This window comes from Salibacterium aidingense DSM 18341 (assembly GCF_000429685.1).
GTDB classification, from domain to species: domain Bacteria; phylum Bacillota; class Bacilli; order Bacillales; family Marinococcaceae; genus Salibacterium; species Salibacterium aidingense.
On sequence record NZ_AUCI01000035.1, the window covers coordinates 1 to 21,608 of the forward strand.

28 protein-coding genes and 1 pseudogene are annotated in these 21,608 nt (G+C 46.6%); 9 read left to right on the forward strand and 20 right to left on the reverse strand.

What is annotated here, in order from left to right:
* The 3 genes and pseudogenes from G475_RS0120595 to G475_RS0120605 all read right to left on the reverse strand — a co-directional run.
* On the reverse strand, positions 1 to 270 hold a 270-nt coding region (locus G475_RS0120595; RefSeq protein ID WP_026702875.1), incomplete at its 3' end, for a transposase.
* An 83-nt stretch (positions 271 to 353) separates the two neighbouring features.
* Positions 354 to 740, reverse strand: a pseudogene (locus G475_RS27830) (DinB family protein); the annotation flags it as partial.
* A gap of 78 nt (positions 741 to 818) precedes the next feature.
* Positions 819 to 1,427, reverse strand: a complete 609-nt coding sequence (locus G475_RS0120605) for a TetR/AcrR family transcriptional regulator (RefSeq protein ID WP_026702876.1) — start codon at positions 1,425 to 1,427, stop codon at positions 819 to 821.
* A 202-nt stretch (positions 1,428 to 1,629) separates the two neighbouring features.
* Here G475_RS0120605 and G475_RS0120610 point away from each other — a divergent pair, with 202 nt between their 5' ends.
* Positions 1,630 to 4,266: a phosphoenolpyruvate synthase gene (locus tag G475_RS0120610; protein ID WP_026702877.1), complete on the forward strand. Its 2,637-nt coding sequence runs from the start codon at positions 1,630 to 1,632 to the stop codon at positions 4,264 to 4,266.
* Positions 4,267 to 4,450: 184 nt separating this feature from the next.
* On the opposite strand, the gene chrA is transcribed toward G475_RS0120610, so the two are convergent.
* Together chrA and G475_RS0120620 are read right to left on the reverse strand one after the other, a co-directional pair.
* On the reverse strand, positions 4,451 to 5,641 hold the full coding sequence (gene chrA, locus G475_RS0120615; RefSeq protein WP_035712234.1) for a chromate efflux transporter: 1,191 nt from the start codon (positions 5,639 to 5,641) through the stop codon (positions 4,451 to 4,453).
* Between the two features lie 14 nt (positions 5,642 to 5,655).
* On the reverse strand, positions 5,656 to 5,961 hold the full coding sequence (locus tag G475_RS0120620) for a PadR family transcriptional regulator (protein WP_026702879.1): 306 nt from the start codon (positions 5,959 to 5,961) through the stop codon (positions 5,656 to 5,658).
* A 353-nt stretch (positions 5,962 to 6,314) separates the two neighbouring features.
* Here G475_RS0120620 and G475_RS0120625 point away from each other — a divergent pair, with 353 nt between their 5' ends.
* Complete coding sequence (locus tag G475_RS0120625) at positions 6,315 to 6,629, forward strand: hypothetical protein (RefSeq protein ID WP_026702880.1); 315 nt, start codon at positions 6,315 to 6,317, stop codon at positions 6,627 to 6,629.
* Positions 6,630 to 6,716: 87 nt separating this feature from the next.
* Here the strand turns inward: G475_RS0120625 and G475_RS0120630 are convergent, their stop codons facing one another.
* From G475_RS0120630 to G475_RS0120645, 4 genes are all read right to left on the reverse strand, one after another.
* Entirely contained in the window at positions 6,717 to 7,397 is a 681-nt protein-coding gene (locus G475_RS0120630; protein ID WP_051302797.1) for a phosphatase PAP2 family protein, read from the reverse strand.
* A gap of 36 nt (positions 7,398 to 7,433) precedes the next feature.
* Positions 7,434 to 8,243, reverse strand: coding sequence for a cytochrome c oxidase assembly protein (locus G475_RS0120635; RefSeq protein WP_026702882.1), 810 nt, complete (start codon positions 8,241 to 8,243; stop codon positions 7,434 to 7,436).
* Positions 8,233 to 8,679 carry a DUF2243 domain-containing protein gene (locus G475_RS0120640; protein WP_026702883.1) on the reverse strand — a complete coding sequence of 149 codons (447 nt, stop codon included), beginning with the start codon at positions 8,677 to 8,679 and terminating at the stop codon, positions 8,233 to 8,235. The genes G475_RS0120635 and G475_RS0120640 overlap by 11 nt, the downstream gene beginning before the upstream one ends.
* A gap of 94 nt (positions 8,680 to 8,773) precedes the next feature.
* Entirely contained in the window at positions 8,774 to 10,210 is a 1,437-nt protein-coding gene (locus G475_RS0120645; protein WP_026702884.1) for an MDR family MFS transporter, read from the reverse strand.
* Between the two features lie 343 nt (positions 10,211 to 10,553).
* Here G475_RS0120645 and G475_RS0120650 point away from each other — a divergent pair, with 343 nt between their 5' ends.
* From G475_RS0120650 to G475_RS25875, 3 genes are all read left to right on the forward strand, one after another.
* Positions 10,554 to 10,766, forward strand: a complete 213-nt coding sequence (locus G475_RS0120650; RefSeq protein WP_026702885.1) for a DUF1659 domain-containing protein — start codon at positions 10,554 to 10,556, stop codon at positions 10,764 to 10,766.
* A gap of 34 nt (positions 10,767 to 10,800) precedes the next feature.
* Positions 10,801 to 11,019, forward strand: a complete 219-nt coding sequence (locus G475_RS0120655) for a DUF2922 domain-containing protein (RefSeq protein ID WP_026702886.1) — start codon at positions 10,801 to 10,803, stop codon at positions 11,017 to 11,019.
* Positions 11,020 to 11,085: 66 nt separating this feature from the next.
* Positions 11,086 to 11,277 (forward strand): YvrJ family protein, encoded by a 192-nt coding sequence (locus G475_RS25875; protein WP_035712237.1) that lies wholly within the window; start codon positions 11,086 to 11,088, stop codon positions 11,275 to 11,277.
* A gap of 305 nt (positions 11,278 to 11,582) precedes the next feature.
* Here the strand turns inward: G475_RS25875 and G475_RS0120670 are convergent, their stop codons facing one another.
* The 5 genes from G475_RS0120670 to G475_RS0120690 form a co-directional block, all read right to left on the reverse strand.
* Positions 11,583 to 12,260: a hypothetical protein gene (locus tag G475_RS0120670; RefSeq protein WP_026702887.1), complete on the reverse strand. Its 678-nt coding sequence runs from the start codon at positions 12,258 to 12,260 to the stop codon at positions 11,583 to 11,585.
* Positions 12,257 to 13,006 carry a hypothetical protein gene (locus tag G475_RS0120675; RefSeq protein ID WP_026702888.1) on the reverse strand — a complete coding sequence of 250 codons (750 nt, stop codon included), beginning with the start codon at positions 13,004 to 13,006 and terminating at the stop codon, positions 12,257 to 12,259. The genes G475_RS0120670 and G475_RS0120675 overlap by 4 nt, the downstream gene beginning before the upstream one ends.
* Entirely contained in the window at positions 12,987 to 13,889 is a 903-nt protein-coding gene (locus G475_RS0120680) for an ATP-binding cassette domain-containing protein (RefSeq protein ID WP_026702889.1), read from the reverse strand. Before G475_RS0120680 ends, G475_RS0120675 begins: the two co-directional genes overlap by 20 nt.
* On the reverse strand, positions 13,886 to 14,269 hold the full coding sequence (locus G475_RS0120685; protein WP_026702890.1) for a GntR family transcriptional regulator: 384 nt from the start codon (positions 14,267 to 14,269) through the stop codon (positions 13,886 to 13,888). The genes G475_RS0120680 and G475_RS0120685 overlap by 4 nt, the downstream gene beginning before the upstream one ends.
* Positions 14,270 to 14,535: 266 nt before the next feature.
* Positions 14,536 to 14,784 carry a hypothetical protein gene (locus G475_RS0120690; RefSeq protein ID WP_026702891.1) on the reverse strand — a complete coding sequence of 83 codons (249 nt, stop codon included), beginning with the start codon at positions 14,782 to 14,784 and terminating at the stop codon, positions 14,536 to 14,538.
* A 226-nt stretch (positions 14,785 to 15,010) separates the two neighbouring features.
* On the opposite strand from G475_RS0120690, the gene G475_RS0120695 reads away from it, so the two are divergent.
* Genes G475_RS0120695 through G475_RS0120705 form a run of 3 tightly spaced genes read left to right on the forward strand, consistent with a single transcriptional unit; the run spans position 15,011 to position 16,309 of the window.
* Positions 15,011 to 15,211: a PspC domain-containing protein gene (locus G475_RS0120695; RefSeq protein ID WP_026702892.1), complete on the forward strand. Its 201-nt coding sequence runs from the start codon at positions 15,011 to 15,013 to the stop codon at positions 15,209 to 15,211.
* 30 nt (positions 15,212 to 15,241) lie between these two features.
* A complete protein-coding gene (locus tag G475_RS25880) occupies positions 15,242 to 15,646 on the forward strand; it encodes a DUF4181 domain-containing protein (RefSeq protein ID WP_051302800.1) in 405 nt (134 codons plus the stop codon).
* A 42-nt stretch (positions 15,647 to 15,688) separates the two neighbouring features.
* Positions 15,689 to 16,309 (forward strand): hypothetical protein, encoded by a 621-nt coding sequence (locus G475_RS0120705; RefSeq protein WP_026702893.1) that lies wholly within the window; start codon positions 15,689 to 15,691, stop codon positions 16,307 to 16,309.
* Positions 16,310 to 16,491: 182 nt separating this feature from the next.
* Here G475_RS0120705 and G475_RS0120710 read toward each other — a convergent pair whose 3' ends face one another.
* From G475_RS0120710 to G475_RS0120725, 3 genes are all read right to left on the reverse strand, one after another.
* Positions 16,492 to 16,971 (reverse strand): SRPBCC family protein, encoded by a 480-nt coding sequence (locus G475_RS0120710; protein ID WP_026702894.1) that lies wholly within the window; start codon positions 16,969 to 16,971, stop codon positions 16,492 to 16,494.
* A gap of 281 nt (positions 16,972 to 17,252) precedes the next feature.
* Entirely contained in the window at positions 17,253 to 17,753 is a 501-nt protein-coding gene (locus G475_RS0120720; protein WP_026702895.1) for a hypothetical protein, read from the reverse strand.
* Positions 17,754 to 17,758: 5 nt separating this feature from the next.
* A complete protein-coding gene (locus G475_RS0120725) occupies positions 17,759 to 18,751 on the reverse strand; it encodes an aldo/keto reductase (RefSeq protein ID WP_026702896.1) in 993 nt (330 codons plus the stop codon).
* A gap of 315 nt (positions 18,752 to 19,066) precedes the next feature.
* On the opposite strand from G475_RS0120725, the gene G475_RS0120730 reads away from it, so the two are divergent.
* A complete protein-coding gene (locus G475_RS0120730) occupies positions 19,067 to 19,435 on the forward strand; it encodes a hypothetical protein (RefSeq protein ID WP_026702897.1) in 369 nt (122 codons plus the stop codon).
* Between the two features lie 147 nt (positions 19,436 to 19,582).
* On the opposite strand, the gene G475_RS0120735 is transcribed toward G475_RS0120730, so the two are convergent.
* The 3 genes from G475_RS0120735 to G475_RS0120750 all read right to left on the reverse strand — a co-directional run bounded on the left by G475_RS0120735 (position 19,583) and on the right by G475_RS0120750 (position 21,426).
* Complete coding sequence (locus G475_RS0120735) at positions 19,583 to 19,987, reverse strand: GNAT family N-acetyltransferase (RefSeq protein ID WP_026702898.1); 405 nt, start codon at positions 19,985 to 19,987, stop codon at positions 19,583 to 19,585.
* Between the two features lie 37 nt (positions 19,988 to 20,024).
* A complete protein-coding gene (locus tag G475_RS0120740) occupies positions 20,025 to 20,246 on the reverse strand; it encodes a hypothetical protein (protein WP_026702899.1) in 222 nt (73 codons plus the stop codon).
* 556 nt (positions 20,247 to 20,802) lie between these two features.
* On the reverse strand, positions 20,803 to 21,426 hold the full coding sequence (locus tag G475_RS0120750) for an S-layer homology domain-containing protein (RefSeq protein ID WP_026702900.1): 624 nt from the start codon (positions 21,424 to 21,426) through the stop codon (positions 20,803 to 20,805).
* Positions 21,427 to 21,608 lie beyond the last annotated feature (182 nt).

Genomic DNA, 21,608 nt, shown 5'->3' on the forward strand with positions numbered 1-21,608 from the left:
CTTTTTTAAAATCGCCAATTCTTCTTCTTTATCCGCCAGTTCCTTTTCTTTGGCTTTCAACTGACGTTTCAGGTCTTTGACGTGTTGGTGGTCGACAACCGGTTCGTCGTCAAATTCGCGGTATTGCTTCATCCATTCATACAACGCGCTTCGAGGAATCTGTAAGTCCTCGGCAATGTCGGTGATGTTTTTCTGTTGTTTGTGCTGCTGGACATAACGGACCGTGTCCTTTTTAAAAGCTTCGCTGTACTGTTGACGCTGTTCACCCATGGGGGAACCCTCCTTGTTGGTTTTATCATGCCATGTCCATTAAGAAGGTGTCCACTTTTTATTCTAAATTTAAATTGTCCTTTATGATGGATTTCGTGGTCTTTCGCGTTAGACAGCCAGACATCTCCCGAGGCAACAAATCCATTCATCTCTATTTCCTGCTGTAGCTGCTTTTCCGTCAACGTTTGAAGCAGTTGATCGGTTTTCTCTGTATATTGTTTTACGATGTCAACTACTTCTCCCATCGTTTCGACGGCCGGTGCTGTGTCCGGCATGACAAAGGCACCTTTTTCTATCATTTTGGCAAACATGTGCATTGATGTGGCTGTGTGAACAGCTAAATCTCCCAGAGCGAAGGCATTCTCCCATGGTTTGAAATTCATTTGTTCATCGTCGACGAGTTCCAACAGGTCTTGAAGAACTAATCTGTGACGCAGCCATCCTTCTCTAATTTCTTCCACCTTATTCATTCATGTTTCACTCCTCTCCTGTTAGAAAATAGTTTCAGTGTCTTCTTTCGATGCCGTTTCTTTTGGTTCCTGTATGTTTTACAAAAAATCCCCCTTTTCCTGTAAGGTGCCAAGCGGTCCAGCAGCGGCCATGTGGGAGATAAAGGATACGATAGCTTCGGGGGGTTGTTCCATCCCGGATTCAAGCCAGTGCTGGATGACACCGAGCTGGGCCGAAATGATAAACGTTATCAAATATTCAGGCGGGACTGGCAGCTTTTCTTCCTTTACCGGTAAAGTGTCGAGTTTTTTTGACAGTTCCCGTGTCATAAACTGTTTCCATTTCACGGTGAACGACGGGTCTCCTTTTGGGCCAAACAAGACCCTTAAAAAGTCAGCATGTTCCTTCATTAACTCCACCACCGAAACCATTTTCGTGTAGGGCTCGCTGCCTGTTTTCATAAGTTCCTGTATGTCCACCAATGACACTTTTTCCCGAAGCTGCTCAAAAAACGCATCCTGCTCCTGTTCCAGGAGATCCTCGGCATCCCGGTAGTGCAGATAAAAAGTGCCTCGGTTGATGTCCGCCCTCGCCGTTAGATCGCTGACCGTGATCCCTTTGACTCCTTTTTCTTTCATAAGTTCAAGCATGGCCTGCCGCAGCAGCTTTTTGGTCCGCTTTTTCCTGCGGTCTATTTTTTTCTCCATCCCTCAAACCCCCCTATTTTTTACCATTACTAAACACTGCAATCTTCGATGTCCACTAATCGACAAGCAGAAAAAATCTGATTATTGTTCTTTGTATTTCTATCATTATAATGAACAATAAGATTATTAATCAACATTTTGTTCATTATAATAAAAAAAGAGAGCTGGATGGATATCTGATAATGAAAAGAGGGGATGCAGCGTGACTTCATATGTATTATTTTTCCATGAAATGGACCGTTCGAGCCTGAAGGAAGCAGGAGGCAAAGGGGCGAACCTTGGTGAACTAAGCCAGGCCGGCTTTCCTGTTCCGGAAGGGTTTTGTGTAACTACCTCCGCCTATCAAACATTTCTTGCTGAAAGCGGGGAGATCGACGCTTTATTGGATGCGTTAAACGACTTGGAGCCACAGGATAACGAAAAATGTCGTCAACTCGGATCCCGGCTCCGCGGTCTTCTTGAATCCCTTCCTGTGCCGGAAGAGATACAAAAAGCGGTCCGCGGCGCCTGGCAGTCGATTGGTACAGAACATGCCTATGCTGTACGCTCCAGCGCGACGGCAGAAGACCTGCCGACGGCTTCCTTTGCCGGCCAGCAGGACACGTATCTTAACATCCGCGGTGAAGCAGAGCTGATGGAACATATCCGCAAATGCTGGGCGTCTCTGTTTACGGACCGAGCCATCACCTACCGGTCGAAAAACGGTTTTGATCATCGGCAGGTTTTTTTATCCGTCGTCGTCCTGCGGATGCTGCATCCGGAGATATCCGGAATTGCTTTTACTGCAGACCCGGCGAACGGGAACCGCCGTGTAGTCTCGATTGATGCCAGTTTCGGGCTCGGGGAAGCCATCGTTTCCGGGATGGTGTCGGCTGATTTATACAAAGTGAAACATGACAGGATCATTCATAAAAATATTTCGAGGAAAAGGGAAGCTATTTTTAACTTGCCGGAAGGGGGAACTATAACAAAAAACCTTCCGTCCGGGCAGCAGACACAGCAGGCCCTCCCGGATAAGAACATTCTTGAAACCACGCGGTTGGCAAAACAGATCGAAGCCCGCTTCGGCGCCCCACAGGATATTGAATTCTGTCTGGAAAACGGAGAAATGTATGTCGTGCAGAGCCGGCCGATCACTTCTCTTTATCCACGGCCGAAGGTGCCGGAAGAGCCTTTGCGCGTATTCTATTCCGCCGGCCATTTTCAAATGATGACCGACGCGATGAAACCGCTCGGACTGGCCGGCATGAAAACCATTCTTCCGCTTCCGGGAAAATATGTGCATGAAACAGGCGGCCGCCTTTATATCGATTTTACGGGTGTATTGTGCCATAAAATAGGACAGAACGTGTTTTTGCGTATGATGAAGAATATGGATGATGCCGCAGCCCGGGCCATGGAGGAAGTTATGAACCGACCGGCCTTTTCCTGGCATCCTTCCCGGCGTCTCCCCCTACGCTTTTTGCTCACCCGTGGTCAGCCGCTTCTCCGCCAGGTCTGGGGCACATTGTTCCGGCGGGAACCGCAGACCGTAGCAGCAGAGGTGAATACCTTTATTGATATAAAGGCAGCCGGAATCCGGGAAGAATTACAGCAGGCGGACGGGACCCGGCGATTGGAGCTGGCCCGCTCCAGCCTGAAGCATTTTTTCAATGACATCGTATTTCCTTCCATTTTTCACTATGTTGCCTCTTTTTTTATCTCCTCGGCCATTTTAAAGAAGCTGCTGCGCCGCTGGACCGGAGCGGAGAAAGAAATACAGGAGCTGAATAAGTCGCTCCCCGGCAATATCACGAGCGAAATGGGACTTGCGATTGGGGACCTGGCCGATACGTTACGCGGCCTTCCTGAAGTGGAAGTTTATTTAAAAGCAGCAGAGAATGAAACATTTTTCGAAGGCTTAGCCAACATAGAAGGCGGAGAAACGTTTAAAAATGAATTTGAACACTTCCTTCGTAGATACGGCACCCGATGCCCCGGGGAAATAGATATGACCCGGCCGCGCTGGCGGGAAGCCCCTACACAGCTTGTTTCCGCCATTGTAGGCCATAAGCAGAGCGTGGAGCCCGGAGCCCACCGCGAAAAATTCAGACAAGGGCAGAAAGCTGCCAAAGCAGCCGAACAACGGATTCTCACGTCATTACGACACAGTCGCTTCAAAACGAAAATCATGAAACGCTTTATTAGGAATTACCGTTATTACGGGGGATTGCGCGAACATCATAAATATTTGCTGACTGTGCTCCTCGATGAATGCAAAAAAGCGGTCATGGCCGAAGCGGCAAGCCTGAGCCAAAAAGGCATTCTGTCGACCCCGGAAGATGTCTATTTTCTCACACTGGACGAACTGACACGTGCAGTTAAAGAGCACGATCCCAGACATATCACCCGCCTGATTTCCGAACGCCGGCAAGAGCATGAGCAAAATAAAAAACGACAGCCGCCGCGGGTAATGACGAGTGAAGGGGAAAGCGTTACCGTACCGCGCGCCGGTCATTTCCCGGAAAACGCCCTCGTCGGCAGCCCGGTCTCAACCGGTACCGCCGAAGGAAAAGCACGCGTCATCCTAAGTCCGGAAGAAGTAGCCCTGCACGAAGGGGAAATTCTTGTGGCCCCCCATACCGATCCCGGCTGGACCCCACTGTTTCCATCCGCCCGTGCGCTTGTCACCGAAGTCGGCGGCTTGATGACCCACGGTTCCGTGGTCGCCAGAGAATACGGAATTCCAGCGGTTGTCGGCATTGATGAAGCAACTACTTCCATTCAAACAGGAGACATCATCCGCGTCGACGGGGAACAGGGAACAGTCGAGATTCTAAAAAATGAGAAAGAAGAATAGTTACTGCCTATTTTTGCTGGCAGATTGTCTATTACCTCCCGTTTGCAGACATTTTTCCTAAAAATCACCGGCCTCTTGTTCATAACAGGCTGGTTATAGACACTTTTTTTATGAAACAGCGGGGAAATGTCTTATATAATAAGATCATGGACATTATTTTGTCTGACGCGGGCGGAAACTCCATCTAAAACCCGGCAAACTGGAGCAGATATCCACCGGCCACACCGAGTATGACAATCATCCAGGCCGGCACTTTCCAGACATTCAACAGGGCAAATAAAACAAGTCCAAGCGCGAAATCAGCCGTGTCAAAAATCGAACTTTGCACGACGGGGTCGTAAAACGCGGCGAGCAGAATACCGACGACGCTGGCGTTCACCCCCATAAGCACGCCTTGAAAGGAAGCGCGGCGGCGTAGCTCGTTTAAAAACGGCAGAGCAGCCATCACAAGCAGGAACGACGGCAGAAAAATGGCTATCGTCGCGGTGACAGCACCAGCAATGCCTTCCATCATCGTGCCGAGATAACTGGAAAAGGTGAACAGCGGTCCCGGCACGGCCTGTGCCATACCATATCCAGCAAGAAATTGGTCGGCGGACAGCAGCCCCTGGGGCACGATTTCACGTTCGATCATCGGCAGAACGACGTGGCCGCCGCCAAACACCAGGGAGCCGACCCGGAAAAAGATATCAAAAATGCGGATGAGCGGGTTCTCCGTTGCCCCTGCGATTAACGGCAGTACAAGAAGCAGAGTCAGCAGGGTCCCAAGGGAGACGAGGCCTGTTTTTTTCGATAGGTTGACGGAAAATGATTCAAGATTGGATGCGGCTTTATCTTTAAAAAAGGTCCACCCGCCGGCCCCCGCTGCAGCAATGAGGAGAAGCTGCACCCAGGCGGTGGGAAACAGCAGCATGACCACGGCGGCTGTGACAGCCATGGCCCTCCGTCCCCCGTCAGGTGCCAGTTTTGCCCCCATGCCGATTAAAGCATGGAGCACCACAGCCGCAGCTACAATTTTCAGACTATGTATAAAAGCGGCATCTTCCAGGGTGAACGTCTGGTACAGCATCGCAAAGACAACCAGCACAATAACCGACGGCAAGGTGAAGCCAAGCCAGGAAACAAGCCCTCCCCATAAACCGCCGCGCAGCATCCCGATCGAGATTCCGACCTGGCTGCTGGCCGGACCGGGGAGAAATTGGCATAAAGCTATCAAGTCCGCATAGGTTTTGTCCGTCAGCCATTTCCTTCGGTCAATGTATTCGTCCTTAAAATAAGCCAGATGAGCAACCGGCCCCCCGAAAGACGTCAATCCGAGCTTTGTTGACGTAAATAAAATTTCCAGCAAAACCGCCAGATGATTTTTCTTCCCCATATTGATTCCCCTCCTTATTTGATTTCCCTGAACAATTCATACGCTTTCGCCCGGGCTTCGTCCAACACCTCTTCCCCTTTTTGGGTCGCGCTGTAATATTTTCTAATTTTCCCTTCTACGTTGATTTCTTCTTTATGAAGGAGTTCATCCGCTTCCATCTGGTGGAGAATCGGATAAAGCGTTCCAGCGCTGATATCATACCCGTGCTCCCGCAGCTCCTCCAGCATCCAGGAGCCGTAGATCCCCTCTTCTTTCGCATGAAACAGGATATGGATGTGAATGAACCCGAGAAATAATTTCCTAAGTATTTTATTGTTCATCATCCCTTCCTCCTTTTGATATCGAAATTCAATATCGTATTTCGATATTAGTGTACACCTTTCCATTTTATTCGTAAAGATGTTATAATACGTTCATTTATGTGGAAAGTATGAAAAAGACATGCGAGGCAGACGTTCCATCCTATCATTACAAAGATGGGACCCGGGGCCATTTTGGTTGGCGTCGCTGCCCCGAGTCTGTTATTGTTAAAATCGGCAAACCTGTTGTGTACAGGGGGACGAGCTTTTATGCTCATGAGGCCGGACCTTTGAAGATAAGTTCAGGTGCTGTACCGGGGACAAAAGCCCTGAACCCAAAAGATAGGGAAATTACGACGAGGGGGTGATTGACCATGGCTGAAAACCAAGAAAATGAAAACCAGGACTTAGAGCCTGAGCATGAAGACGAAGCGCGCGAAGAAAAGGGTCACGAAGAAGAACGTGAGGAAGAGGAAGAAAGCACCACCGAGACAGACGTTGGCAAAACTTTATTTACCATCGGCCAGCAAGTGTCATATAAAGGCAAAGCGTGTACCGTGATTAACGAGTATGAACGAAGCCTTTGTATTGAATATAACCACTTTCCGTTCCCTGACGAATCCGAAGAGGATTTTCCGTACCGGCGGGAAATCATCCGCAAAGGGGAAGCCGGAGAGGCATTAGAATAAAATAATAAAAGGACCATACATATTAGCCGTGTTAATATGTATGGTCCTTTATTTGCTTTTGATTGAACTAATCTATCCAATTAATTATTACCTTTTCCGGAGCCATAACGTATATTCCAGAATCAGCAGGCAGACGACCAGCCAGCATAATCCCAACGCAAGACCAGCCGCTACATCGGTGGCATAATGGACACTCAGGTACACCCTGCTGCATCCGATCAATAGAATAAGCAGAACCAGAATGCTGTTCAGGATCCATTTCCCTGTTCGGGAGATGCCGCTTTTTACTGTTAAGTAAATAATAAAACCATAAAATACCATTGTGCCGGTCGAATGACCGCTTGGAAAACTAAAACCAGTACCATCAAACTGCTCCAGCAGATCCGGCCGCTCCCGTTCAAACGTGACTTTCAGTGACTTGGTCAAAATGCTGATACCAATCATCGCCACCGCAAAATAAAGGAGCCGCCACCATTTTCTCCGGTAGACAAAAAAGATGAAAACGCATAACAGGACCGAAGCCGTGGTAAGCCAGGCCACCGAGCCCAATTCCGTAATCCAGGCCATCACCTGATATAGCCAATCCCTTTGGATCGAGGCAGTAAAGGTAGCAGCATGACGGTCCAGGGCAAATTTTTCTTCCTCCAGCACTTCATCGGCCAGTTCGGCAAATATGAAAAAAGTAACGCCGATGATAAATAAGGCTGAGATAATGTATAGGATTGGGAGAACCGGAATCTTAGTTGCGGAGTTTCGTTTTGAGAGCATGTTTTAGACTATTCCCTTTCTATTAAAACTAAGGCATCACCGAGGTGTGTTCCCGGCATGCATTGGTTTAAAACGCGTCTGCTTCTTCTGCATTGGCTTTGGCCTGGTGTTTTTGTACCAATGTAGACAAAGAAGGAAAATAATGATCAAATCGATCACATCCCCGCCGTAATACATGAGCATGCTGCCGGCTTTCGCCTGGGCTGCGGTAACCTCAGCTGGGGGGTTTGCGAATAGATGCTTTGATAGGATGCCATGGCCTGCAAGAGCCAGGACAAGGACGACGGAGCGGTATAGAAAGGGGCGCCTATGCGGAATTGGGTCTATATAAATCATTGAGGCTGTAAAAAGAAACCCGGCCAGATAGACGTGAAAATGGACCATGAGGTGAAGGAACACATTCTCATGCATGGCCCCATATAACGCCGTCGTATAAAGCACCCAAAGCCCGCCGATATTCAAAAAAGTGGCTGCCGCTGGGTCTGTCAGCATTCCTGCTGCCCTTGATCTCAACAACCGGGTTAGACGCTTCGCCCATGGAACAGGAAGAGTTCTGAAAATAAGGGTCATCGGAGCAGCGAGAACCATCAAAAGGGGTGCAAGCATACCAAGGAGTAAATGACCGGTCATATGAAAGATAAAATTCGAATGAGCCTGCTGGGCCAGAGGGCCGGCTGTGGAAACAAACGCCAGAATGCAGCCGGTAAGCCATAGAACCGTTCGATGAAACGGCCAGCGCAGGGAAGACCGATTGGATACCACCGCGGTGATATACATAAACGCAGCAGTCAAAAATGGAAGTCCCAGCAGTACCTGCGGCAGAAGCTCCAGGTGATCATGAGTCATTGGAAGCCTCCCGGTTCGTCTGTTTGAGCATGAGGAGACCGGCTGCAAGCACCATCAAGGCCAGGCCATTCCATATTATATCGTAGATTATGACATGGTCTACATAGCGAATCTGATGTATTCTCATTAATTTATGTTGGATCGTACCATCATACAATTGAAAAGCCCCGGCTCCCACGAGAACGCCAGACCACCATCTCTTAAGCCTCAGCGCATTCCGCCGGCGGAGATCAGCAAACATAAACAGACCTCCAATGGTGGCGAACCAGCTGAAAGCATGAAATAAACCGTCGGAAATAAGCCCGATACTGGTGGTCGATTTGTCATAGAAATGATGCCAGTTTAACAATTGATGAAAAAGAGTTTCATCCAAAAAAGCGACGACTCCCAAACCGAATAATAGACCGGACCACAAATTACGGGAAGCATACCTCATAAGATGGTTTCTCCTTCCTTGTTAAAGGATAATACATAAAATATTTTCCATTTTTGAAAGGATTTAAACCAAGATCAGGTAGGCCGGCCTGTAACTATGCTCTCTTTCTCCGCTTCAGCTCAGCGTCCCACTCCTCATCGGTCGGCGGGTATGTTTTCTGGAGTTTGAAGGAAAGCAGCAGGGCGGCCGCTGTCAACAAAAAGATTAGGCAAAACGCCACCTTGGCCCCAAAAATGTCTGCGTGTTCAATCGCATCCCAGTTATCCGCCGTCTGCGCAGACGTCGTCATCGTTGTCACAAGGACGGCCGTTCCAATGGAAGCCGCCAGCTGCCTGGTGGTATTGGTTACCGCCGCACCGTGTGGAATCAGCTTAGGCGGAATTTGATTCAGGCCGGCCGTGTTGACCGGCATCATTACCATCGAAAAGCCGAACATCCGCACCGTGTAGAGCACCATCAAATAAGCCATTGACGTTGTGGTGTCAATAAATAAAAAGCCGAAGGTGGATATCGCCATAAGGATGAATCCTGGGATGGCCAATGATTTTGCACCTATCCTGTCAAAAATACGGCCGGTGATTGGAGACATGAGCCCTGCAAGCAGAGCCCCCGGAAACAGCACCAGTCCCGACTCCATCGCCGTAAAACCGCGCATATTCTGCATATACAGCGGAATTAACGTTTCCAGGCCGATCAGCCCGACAAAGCCGACCATGCAGATGATGGTCGAATACGTGAAAATCCGCTGCCGGAACACCCGGAACTCCAGCATCGGGTGAGCCAGGCGGAGCTGGCGCCGGATAAACAAAATAATCGTCAAGGTGCCCAGCACAAGAATACTCAGGGTAAGCGGGCTTCCCCAGCCGTTGTTTCCAGCACTGGTAAAGCCATATAAAAGACCACCGAATCCAAGCGTAGAGAGCGAAATCGAAATTGGATCGACTTTTGGATTCTTCAGCTCGGTTACGTTTTTCATAATAAGATAGGCGACTACGATCATGATCAGCGCCAGCGGGAAAATGCCCCAGAACAAAAGACGCCAGTCATAATTATGCGTGACCCATCCTGATAACGTCGGCCCGATCGCCGGCGCGAACGAAATCACCAGGCCGATATAACCCATCGCCGCTCCCCGTTTTTCCACCGGAAAAATCAGCAGAAAGATCGTCTGCATCAGCGGCAGCATAACCCCCGCCCCGGCCGACTGAATGATTCTTCCGCTGATTAAAAGCGGAAAATTCGTAGCTAGACCGCCCAGCAGCGTGCCCGCAGCAAAAACACTCATCGCCGTCATAAACAGCTGACGCGTCGTAAATTTCTCGATTAAAAAGGCCGACACCGGAATCATGATCCCATTGATCAGCATAAACACCGTGGTCAGCCACTGGCCTGTATTCGCGCTTATATTCATTTCTTCCATGATCGGCGGGATCGCCGTGATCATCAGCGTCTGATTCAGAATCGCCACAAACGATCCGGCAATCAGCAGTCCCGCGATCAACACCCTGTTATAGCTCTCTCCCTGACTCATGATATGTAGCTCCTTGTTTTCCAGCGTTCTTCATTATTTCGTGAATCTAAGATTATACGCTTGTTGAGAGAATTTGACAATTCACTTTATTCATGAATGGAGGGACGATTTCATCGATGAGAATGTTTTTGCTTATCGCGCCCCGCTGTTTTCTCTTCATCAGACTGTTTTTCTTTTTATCCCGGAACCTTTACTCGTTGTCTCAGAGCTTTTACTTCTTGTCCCGGCCGTTTTTCTTCTTCTCCCATGTTATTTTCTTTTTACCCCGGCTGATGATTTCATAATCTCCCCCTCCTTTTTCCCCGTGGGCGCTTATTTCTATAGTGAAAGGAGGTGAGAGGAAATGGCTGAAATGATCAACTCCCGTCTCACGCTGGAATTTGAGGCCGGTGTCGATGAAAACGGGGAAACCACATTTAAGCAGAAAAACTTTAACAACGTAAAACCAGAAGCCGAAGATAATTCCCTCTTAACCATCGCCAACGCCATCGGCGTACTGCAGGACCTTCCGGTCAACGGCATCACCCGCACCAATGAATATGACATCACCGAATAATATTTCATTTTAAAAAAGAAAGGAGGCCGTGCTCATGAGCAAACGCATCGAACTGCGCTTTTCCAATGAAGAAGGACGAAATGTCACCGTATCGCTTGATTCCCCGGTGGAACCGGCGGACCCTCAGGCAGTAGAAACCGCTATGGACGCCATTCTTAATGAAGACGCCTTTTTCTCCTCCGGCGGCAGCATCGTAGAAAAGCGGGATGCCCGTATCGTCGAACGTACCGTAGACACTGTTTACGAAGCCTAAACAAAGACGGAGGCCGGCCCAAGCATACCGGCCTCCGTTTTTTCCGATCAGAAAGGAGGAGCTTTCATGGAAATGTGGCTGAACGCCGCCGGCGAATACGGCATGACCGCCGTGATTGCGTTTTATCTTCTGCACCGGATGGAGAAAAAACTCGACACGCTCATCTATGTCGTCCAGGGCCAGCAGGATCCAGTCTCTTCCCTCGTCAACTCTCCGCCGGAGGGACAGGATAACCAATCTCAATCTCAGGTGCAGTAACCGCGGGGACAGGATGAAAAAGGTAAAAGGAGGATGTGGTAGGTTTGGTGGCTTATCCTCCCTTTTTTCACTACTATTGCAAAGAAAAAGAACTTGTAACCATCACTTTTCTGCAATCTACTGCCAAAAGTCACGCTGAGCCGATGCCTCAGCCTCCCTTTTTCAGCCCACAGCAGCTAATGTGATCGTAAGCAGGAGTTTCAGCGTAACAATGGGAGAAATTAGCAGCAAAAGTCATCAATAGAAAAAATAAATGTCAGTTATATCTTTACAGCCGGACCCAGCCAGGAGCCGGCTGTTTTTTATTATTCTTCTATTCCTGCTGCCCTCGCTCCCTGTGCACGGATATCAATCTGTTCCGGAATCTTTAAAACAATCGTGCCAAATCCTAACTGAACATCGGAGGGATGCTCTTCAGTGTTTTCGAACTGTAAAAACGGAAATTCCTTTTTGTAGCCGGCATATTTTTTATCTTCCATGAGTTGGGCGTCTTCTTCTATTGAGAGAATATTATTGTTCAGCTCAATGGTTGGCTGATACCCTGACGTCACCGCCGAGCCATTCACAGCAGAAGGCGATTGGTAATAGGCTGCTTCCACCTCCGAATAATCTCCCTGCAGATAATAGACCGATAGATCATTCCTGTGATTTTCAATATACAACTTATCTGCCGCAGGTTCCATCGTCCAATCATTTCTGCGGTAATCTTCTTCCATTTCTTCGAAGTTACCGGTCTCAGCCTGCCTCTGCAGCTCTGAATAAGCGGTCTGCACCTCTTCGGAAGTGATCTGCTGTTCCGAAGAAATGGCATCCGGTAGAAAGAATGTATAATGGACAGTGGAAACGAGTAGTACAAAACCGTAGGCACCGAACAGCCAGAAAATTTTTCGTCCGATAACCCATTTTTCAGCAAACATTCGTTTCCCGCCGAAAAAGGAAAAAATAACGAACAACAGCAGCACAATCAAAAGTACACTCGTCATCCTTGTTTCACTTCCAATCGATTTGCGAGTAAGAGAGCTGCCCCAAACAACAGCAGAAGCGCTCCCAGCATTTTCCCTGCAAAAATGGGAAACGATGATTCAAGATAGAAAAAGTCATGCAGCCAGGCAGCAGTATTATTTTCTCCCTGAAGCATCAGGCCACCGAGGATAATCGCGGGCAGAAGCAGTTTAAACAGCTGGTGCCACTGAATGATAATTCCGGCAAGATACCCTGCCGCCGTGAACATCAGGACATAGAAAACCGTTGAGGCCGTCCCAATTATAAAAAGAACTGCTCCGACCTCCATATTCGTCCCGATCAAGACTGTCGGATCATTCAAATAGTAAGCAAGCACTCGGACTAAAAAAGAAGAAAATGCGGCAGTGATACCACCTACCGTACTAATGGCGGCTAAAAATAAAATGGTGGAAACATGACTGGTAAAACGGTTCGTGACAAATAAAAAATCATCTTCCCGGTACGCCCTCGTGGTCAAATTGATTGCGCTGAACATCCCCCAAATCATTGTAAAAACGATCACCATATCCGCGGAGTAGTTCTCCATAGTGAGGTGTAATCCATCCTGAAAACTAGTCGATGTAGAGGAAGTCATAATGGTGACTGATAGTAAAACGGCAAACAACTGTAGCAGCAGCAACGAACTGAGCATTTCCACGTAAGCTTTGCATTTATATCGAAAAAGCCGGCCGATAATGGTTACGCTGCTACCTTTGTTCAAGGACATCATCAATGCTCCTTTCTTCTTTCGCCGTCAAATAAACTGCGGCATTTGTCGGAGAGATGTCAGAAATGGCAATGCCTGCCCGTTTCATTTGCTCGCGTTCTTCTTCGGAAAAACCGTTCTCCACGACCACGTATTCTTCTTTTTCTCCGGCGAAGGAGGTATGAAGAATCCGGTGTCGCTGCACCCACAGCTCCAGCACGCCTCTGCTTCCGGTCAATCCGATCACTTTTTCGCGGAGTTCTTCCATGGAAAGATGAAGCTGCAAATGCCCTTCATCGAGCAGCAGGACATCTTCGAGCAGTTCCTCGACTTCCTCCAGATGGTGGCTGGATAATAGGATCGTGCGCGGATATGCGATATATTCTTTCAAAAGGACCCTGTACATATCTTTACGAACCGCTGCATCCATTCCTGTCATCGGTTCATCGAGAAGCGTGAGCGGACAACGCGCCGCCAGCCCAAAAATCATGTTAAACGTGCTTTTTTTCCCTTTGGAGAGGTTCTTATGTAACGCTTTGTGATCCAAATTAAAATAATCAAACAACCGTTCCGGCAGGGTTTCATTCCAATTTTCATAGAAACGCTTTCCTTCCTGAAGCAGTTCCCCTAGCTGCAGGGATGTCGGCCAGTTCATATAATCCTCAATAAAAATCGTATTAGCCGAGACTTTCAGATTGTTGAATGGTTTTTCTGAAAACACGGTGATGTCTCCAGACTCGGGGCGGATAAATCCGGCGATGGTTTTCAGCAGCGTCGTTTTTCCGGCTCCGTTTCTTCCAATTAATCCTGTGATGGTATGATCCTCCATCGAAAACGACAACCCCTGCAATGCTGTTTTTCCTCCGTATGTTTTCGTGAGGCTTTGCGCCTTCACCACGTTCATTCGCCATTCCCCCTCCCTTTTATTTCGTCCTCTATAAGATGAAACAGCTCCGCCTCCGACAGTTCCAGACGTTCAGCTTCCTGGACGAGATCCGTCACCATTTTTTTCAGCGTATGCGTTTTCCGCTTATGAATGACCATCTCGCGTGCATGTTCGGCCACAAACTTGCCCATGCCGCGCTTATCGTACAGCACCCCTTCTTCTGCCAGCTTCGTCAGTCCCTTCGCCGCCGTCGCCGGATTAATCGTAAACCTATCCGCCAGTTTATACTGCGAATACACCCGTTCACCCGGAAGCAGATGCCCTTTCAGAATCTCCGCCTCGATCCACTCTGCAATCTGTATATAAATCGGCTTCGTTTCATCAGCTGGGAAAATCACAGACTCCCCTACTTTCTAAGTCAGTGCATTAGTCATGTAATGTAGTATATAATAAATTAAAACAAACGTCAATTCAGGATTGGACGTTTGTTTTATCGGACAAACCCAGGCGTACCATGTCTAGTTCTCGAATATATTAGACAAAAATATCCTTGAATCTCAGGGTAGTGTCTCTTATTTTTAAGTAGTGGACATTTCTTAAAGGAGCGCCGGGAAATATGTCTAATATTCTTATGTATGGGACAGTTTCAATCACGGGAGGAGCCCTAAATGTCTTGGACAAAAAAGTGGATAAGAAGGACTGCGCTCACTAAACACAGCACGGAAGACACGCCAACCGTTATCCGTGCCCGAACAGGTTTTTCATTTTTTCTAATCCCCTGAATGCCCTCCCAAATCCTATCGCCGGTAACAAGAAACACCACCACAAGACCCGCCCACTCCGTGTCGCCAAAAAACACCCAGAACACCCCAATGACAACGATGACCACGAATAAAAAACGATACCATTTCATCCTATTCCTCCTGCAGCATTTATTCCAGCTATGCAAGCAACGATTTTATAGGAGATTCGAGATGCTGACATGTAAATAAAAGGAAATAGCAGTCTCCCAAACCCCGAGAAAAACTTAACGCATGCATTTCATGGGATCATATTTCCAAGGATTAATGGTTATGATATGATAAATCTATCATATTTTCCCAGTAACATAAAATTATAGGTAAAAAAGGAGTAGAACGATGAAGAGGAAGGAGCTCTTTAAAGGATTACGACGTTCGCAGCACAACCGTTCGATCGTCGGGGTCTGCGGAGGCATATCAGAATTTTTTGATATACCGGCACTTCCTGTGCGGATTTTGTTTCTTCTTATTATGCCCGCCGGTGTGGTTCTCTATCTGATTTTCGCTAATATTCTGCCAGAAGCACCGGCATCGCTGTAGAGGGAGGTGTTCATTATCCGGTATGAGTCGTTGCCTGAAGGGTTTTGGCTGGAATTTTCCCTGGTCATGGGGGGATTTCTATGTTTTTTCACTCTCGTTCCGTTTTTCACCCGCCGGTGGATGCAGGCGGATAAAAAGAAGTGGTTTTCCTATAACCATATTAACGATTTTCACAAAAAATGGGACTGGATCCTGCGCTTTTGCCCTGTTCCCGCCCTTTTGATCTGTTATATCTTTTTTACATATCAGCCGCTTATCCTTCCTGTTGTCATAGGAATATTTATTGTTATCCAAGCGGGGTTTCAAGCTTATGTGGAATGGAAATATACCGACAATCCTTCTAATTATAAGGCAACCCTGATTGAAATGGTCATGATCATCATTGGTATTGGCAGCTTGGTCATCTGGCTTCAAGCTTTCCTGGTGCCTGCTTAAGTATCGTTTTTGGGTGTATAAGGAACGGCTAAGATTTAAATTATGATGAACAGAAAAATCACTTATACTGTTCTGATTTTTTTCCTTCTGCTTTCAGTCAGCTATAATATTTATCAGCATGTTCAGCTCAACGAGTATTCATTAAAACAACAGGCTCAGGAGCAAAATCGTTTAACCATTACGAGTGTCTTAGGGAAAAATAACAACACAGAAGAGGTTATCGAGGAACTGAATACCCTAGAAGAGGAAATAAAACATAATGACGTCAGGGAAACGTCGATGAATAACGCCCGCGAAGAATTAGAACATTGGAGTGAATGGGCTGCAAGTGTTATCCTTTCATTAGACACTACTGACGGCGATATCGCTGTTGCCTGGCACTGGACACCAGAACAACAAACAGTGTGGATGACTCCGCAACAAAATCAGGTCTATGATGGATTGGTGGAAATTCGATTGAAAGCAGATCTCTTAATAGAACAGGCCGCAGATAACACAAAGGTAGAAAAGATTCACCAGCTGCGCCGCGCATTTGAATCGTTTGCATCAGAGGTAGTCGATGATCAGGAGAGACCCCTGCGTTTGGTACTTATGAGCAAAGACAAAATTCTCCAGTCGTTCCAACAGGCCCAGCAGGACTTTCAAGACATCGCGGATCCGTAGAATTCGGCTCAAATGGAAAAAACGAAGCTTACATAAAAACTGTATGTATTATTCCAGCCTTTGTGTTTTATAGTCCTTGTAATCACTGTAGTAATTTTTACGAAACCATAATAGTTATTTAAAATCCAAATTAGATATTCGTTAGACGGATTATGTTCAACAATTCGTCTACAAGTATATTTTTATTCGGTATATAATGCAAGATTTTCCAGGGTGGACTTTAAACCAGCATCGTGATCTTCTTTCCTTATTCCTTCGGGTACATTCTCGCAGACAATGGAAACTTTGGTTCCTATTGCCTCAGCTGTTAAAGTCCACGTCATGATCATCTCACCAGCATAAGCGGAATCATCAGTCTCGAATTTAACTAGTTGTACAATCTGCTTATTAGGGATGAATTCCAAAAACCTGCCTTCAACTACATCTGCGCGTTCTGATGTCTTACCTTTTGTGATGTGATTTGGATCGAGATAGGTTAACGACATCCGATAAACACCGCCATTTCGTGCGTCGAATTCGTGTATATGGCCTTCCATCCCCTTTGGCGGAAGCCATGAAACTAAAGCCTCTGGGTTTATAAATGCATTATAGATTGTTTGTTGTGAGGCATTTATAATTTTTGAAGCTGAATCCATTCTTTTATTATTTGATGAATCTGTCATCACATAAATCTCCTTTAAAGATTTGGTTTCATTTCTTGATTAAATAATAACATGAAAATTTGAGAAATATTTCTTTTATTTTGCTGATTTGATCAAAAAAATCTTCCCGTAAATTCTGAACCGTTTCAGCTGGAAGCGGCCTTTTTTTATCAAGTTCGCGCTTTAATTCGCTTATCGTTTGCAACATTACACCCCCATTTCACATTTTTATTCACGTTCACTTCGATGATTATTGTAACAAAAAAGGATTGGAAAAGCTTTTTCCCATATCCCCCCATCTCTTATATCCTCTTTCTGCTTTCCTGTATTTGCTTCCCCAATTTATAGAAAGCAAAGAAAACCATAACGAACAAGACAACAGTAGCGGTCAAAAACATAACAAAAACCATAATTATATCCTCTGTCGGCGGCATCATGCCCGGACGTTCAGGGTTTGGTAAAACACGAAGGAATGTAACCATCAATAGATTATTCATCGCATGCACCATCATCAAAAGCCACACCGTTCCAGATAATAATAACATAAATTTCCATATCATAAATAAAATAGAGAAAAAATGCAGGATCTGCTGTTTTTTCTCCCTCCAACGTTTGAATGATTTGAGCCGGAACAAGAAGAAAATTGGTTCAGACAATAAGAAAATCAGCTGGGATAATAAACAAATCGAGTGAACCGATGAAAAAACCATTAGCTTAATAAGAAAATTCCAGCCTGCAATAAGAAAAGTTTTGTCAGCAATAAGAAAAGCTCCCGGCAAGACACCGGGAGCTCGATCTTTCATCCACTCTACATATTCAGATTTAACATCCACTGTGGATAAGGGGTCCGTGGTTCGCTGATTTCAGTCAACGTATCATATTCATCCTGCGACAATTCAATCTCGGCAGCTTTCAGGTTGGCTTTCAACTGCTCCGTTTTTCTCGATCCGATCAAAACAGAGGCCACACCCGGGCGATCCATCAGCCAGGCGAGCGCCACTTCCGCCGGGCCGACATTGTGATTGCTGCCGATCTCTGTCAGCTTATCGACAATCTCATTGGCAACCTTTATATCCGGAATTGGCGGAAAATCCTGCAGGTCCGAAGTTGCAAAACGGCTGTCCTCGTCTTCTCCTTTTCTGTATTTCCCAGTCAAATAGCCGCCGTTTAATGGACTCCATACAAGAATTCCCATGCCTTCTTCCTTGGCGAGCGGAACTACTTCATGCTCAATGTCACGGTTGATCAGGCTGTAATGCATCTGCGCCGAAGCGTAGCGGGGCCAGCCGTTTTTGTCCGAAATGCCGAGTCCCTTCGCCATCTGCCAGGCGGCGTGGTTGGACATGCCGATATAGCGGACTTTACCTTGATTGACAAGATCTTCGAGCGTCCGAAGCGTTTCCTCGAGCGGCGTGTTGTTATCAAAGGAATGCAGCTGATAGAGGTCGATATAATCCGTATCGAGGCGGCGCAGGCTGTTTTCTACCGAATTCATCATATGGAAACGGCTGAGTCCGCGGTCGTTCACCTCATCACTCATCGATCCCATCACTTTGGTCGCCAGAATAAGATTCTGGCGCCGGTTTTTTACCGCCTTGCCGAGCATTTCTTCAGAAACGCCGTAGCTGTAGACGTCTGCGGTATCAAATAGATTGATGCCGGCGTCAATGGCCATATCCACCATCTGGTCGGCCCGTTTCTGATCCTCGAAACCGATGTTCCAGTCGTCGCCGAACGTCATCGTTCCAAACGACAGCGCACTCACCTTCAACCCCGTATTTCCCAATCTGTTATACTTCATGAAACTACCTCCTACTATGTTTTGGAAGCAACATTCTGAGTTTATGATTCTATATCAAAATTATCAGAAAATACCGATCGCGCCAAAAATTCTGCTCAACATCATATAAAGTATGTGCTACAGTGGAGCTATAGTAGTACCTTATTCATGTGCGCGATTACGGTGGTTCTTTTTTTCAAATATGGATGAAATTTTTCTACAGGGGGGCGGGGCTGTCTCTTAACGGAAAGAGGAGGTCTTCAAAATAATCTACAGCACACACAAAACATGTGACCAGCATGTCGCTCGGGCATCTTCAGAGGAGGCAGACAAGAAATGAAATATTTTTCACCCCTGCTTGCTTTTGTTGTTATCATGCTAACCAGTTGCTCTCTCGAATCCCAGAATAATGGCGAAAACACAGAAACTTCAGACGGGACATCCGGGTCATATCAAGCATGGATCAGAGTGAACGAAACGGTTTATCAATCCCAAGGATCCGAAAATAACGGGAAATATACACGAGATGAAAAGATAGGAGAAGTCGAGTATAACCTGCCGGCAGACGAATCCATACAAGAAAATTTCGCCTCCAACTATGCGGAAGAAGATGCAGCCATTTATTCTATTCAAGAAAAGAAAAATATACTTTTGGTTGAAGTAGAAAGTGGAACGTATGAGATTTTTTTCAATAATAATGAGTAGCTGTTTAAAATAGAAAAAAGATATTCCCACTGCAACAGACAGGGACGCGGCGGAGCCGGCTCGTACCATTTATGTCCTTACGTTGCTTCATATTATCGATGTGAAAGCATATTTTCCCAAAATATTCTTCTATCCACCAATTTTGGATTAAATAAGATCTGATATGAACATAGGAGTAGTCCCGGCTGCTGTTTTAAAGCCTAATTTTCCATAGAACTCAACTACATTTGGATAAGCGACCAGCACTTTCGTTTCGTATCCCTGATATTTATCAAGCATCAAAGCCATCATTTCTTTCCCAATCCCTTTTCCCTGATAACCCGGATTTATTAACATATAATGAAAGTATGCTGTTAATACGCCATCCGACAACGCGTTAATCAGTCCAATAAGTTTATCCCCATCCCACGCAGTAACCACAAAGTGAGAACCTCTCATAGCTTTTAAAAGTTCACTAGGAAAATGTCCCGACTCCCATTTTACCGAAAGAAACAAGTCCTGAAGACCTTCTTGTGTAATAGTTTCTATGTCTGTGGTATAGCTGATTCTCATTTCCAACCCCCTTTCCTTTTCAGCGGTGCTCCTTCTTCTATAAAAAAACCACGGCTGCCCACGGACTCAGAATAAGGAGGAGGCTGGCAGCCACCAGTTTCCAGTTTTTCAGCGTCACTGCGGCAACCATCGAAAACAACCCGCTGACCAACGTGACTGTGAGGGTCATCGCAAACCCGTAGTCCTGCGGCCAGAACCACCATGAAGCCAGGCCAATGGCAAAAATGGACCAATAGACAACATACGGAAACCATCCCATCTCGATCTCCTCATTCCTTTGTTTTGAATAACGGACAGCGTCGTATGGAAAATGTCCATCATTCCGGGATAGTGGACACAGGATGCTTCCCCTGCTGCTTTCGTACCCACTTTATTTATATATAGGACACTTTGCTGCCAAAAACCTCATAAAATGTCCACTGCTTGCGTCTTATGGAGACTTTTTCAAAATAAGCCAGGCATAACCGTTCCATTTCCGGCGTTCACAGCGGTATTTCGGACTTACTCAAATAATGTAACATAGGAGATCCCAGGCGCCGTTAATCCTCCCATTTTTCTTTTGTCAAAAGAATTATAAGGTTCAGAACTCGTCTTACCATTACTTTCCGATGCCCCGCATCAAAATGTGAGCTTGAAACCAGACCTTAATATCATAATTCCGCTCCCGGCAGAACATTGTGACTTTTAAAGCATTAAAAATGTCCTCCATAAATTGAAGGGTATCGAAGTACTCCCGTTCTCCCTAACAGAAGAAATCAGCAGTTTTTGCATTTCCTCCAACATTCCCACGCACGTGATAACGCAGCCTTCTCCTACTATGATGGATCGATCCGTTCGTCTGGAACGATGGCCCTTGTCAGAAATACGGAAAGCTCGGCTCTTGTCACACCCTGTGCAGGAGCAAAACTGCTTCCGCCATCCTTTCCTTTGGCAATCCCTGCATCCGTTATCTCAGAAATGTATTCAAACGCCCAGTGCGTAGAAGAAACATCGGAATAAAATACTCGCTTTACGTCCTCTTGAGGAAATACTCTCGCCAACACAGCGGCCATCTGCGCCCTGGACATCGTTTCTCCCGGGCGGAACGCATCCTGGCTGCCCTGAAACACTCCTTCTTCTGCCGTTGCCGCAATTTCCCGGAAATGGGGAGTGTTTTCATCGACATCTATAAAACCGGGATCCGGACGGCCGTCAAGCTCGAGGTCTAGTGCTTCTGCTATCATGCTGGCTGCCTGGTGGCGTGTCACATCTTGGTTTGGAGCAAACGTGCCATCCGGGTACCCATTAATGATTCCCTGCCCACTCAAATACTCAATTTCCTCTGCTGCCCAGTAATCTTCCGCTACATCAACAAATGCAGCCTCCGCCTCTGCTGCAACAGCGCTCCAGGAGACAACCGCTATCATCAACACTACAATAACGCCTGATATCTTGCCCATTCTAACCCTCCATGAGAATCGTCCAATTCCCGGCTGTGTTCTTCCCTTAATTCCCGCAGCTTTTCCTCTATCTATATCCTACCAAAAGCTACAACAAACACCTATATTAGAATGAAAAAGTTTACAGAAATATAACATGGAATCTTTTATTTTCTACATGTCTTTTTCCCGTGGAGGCCTGA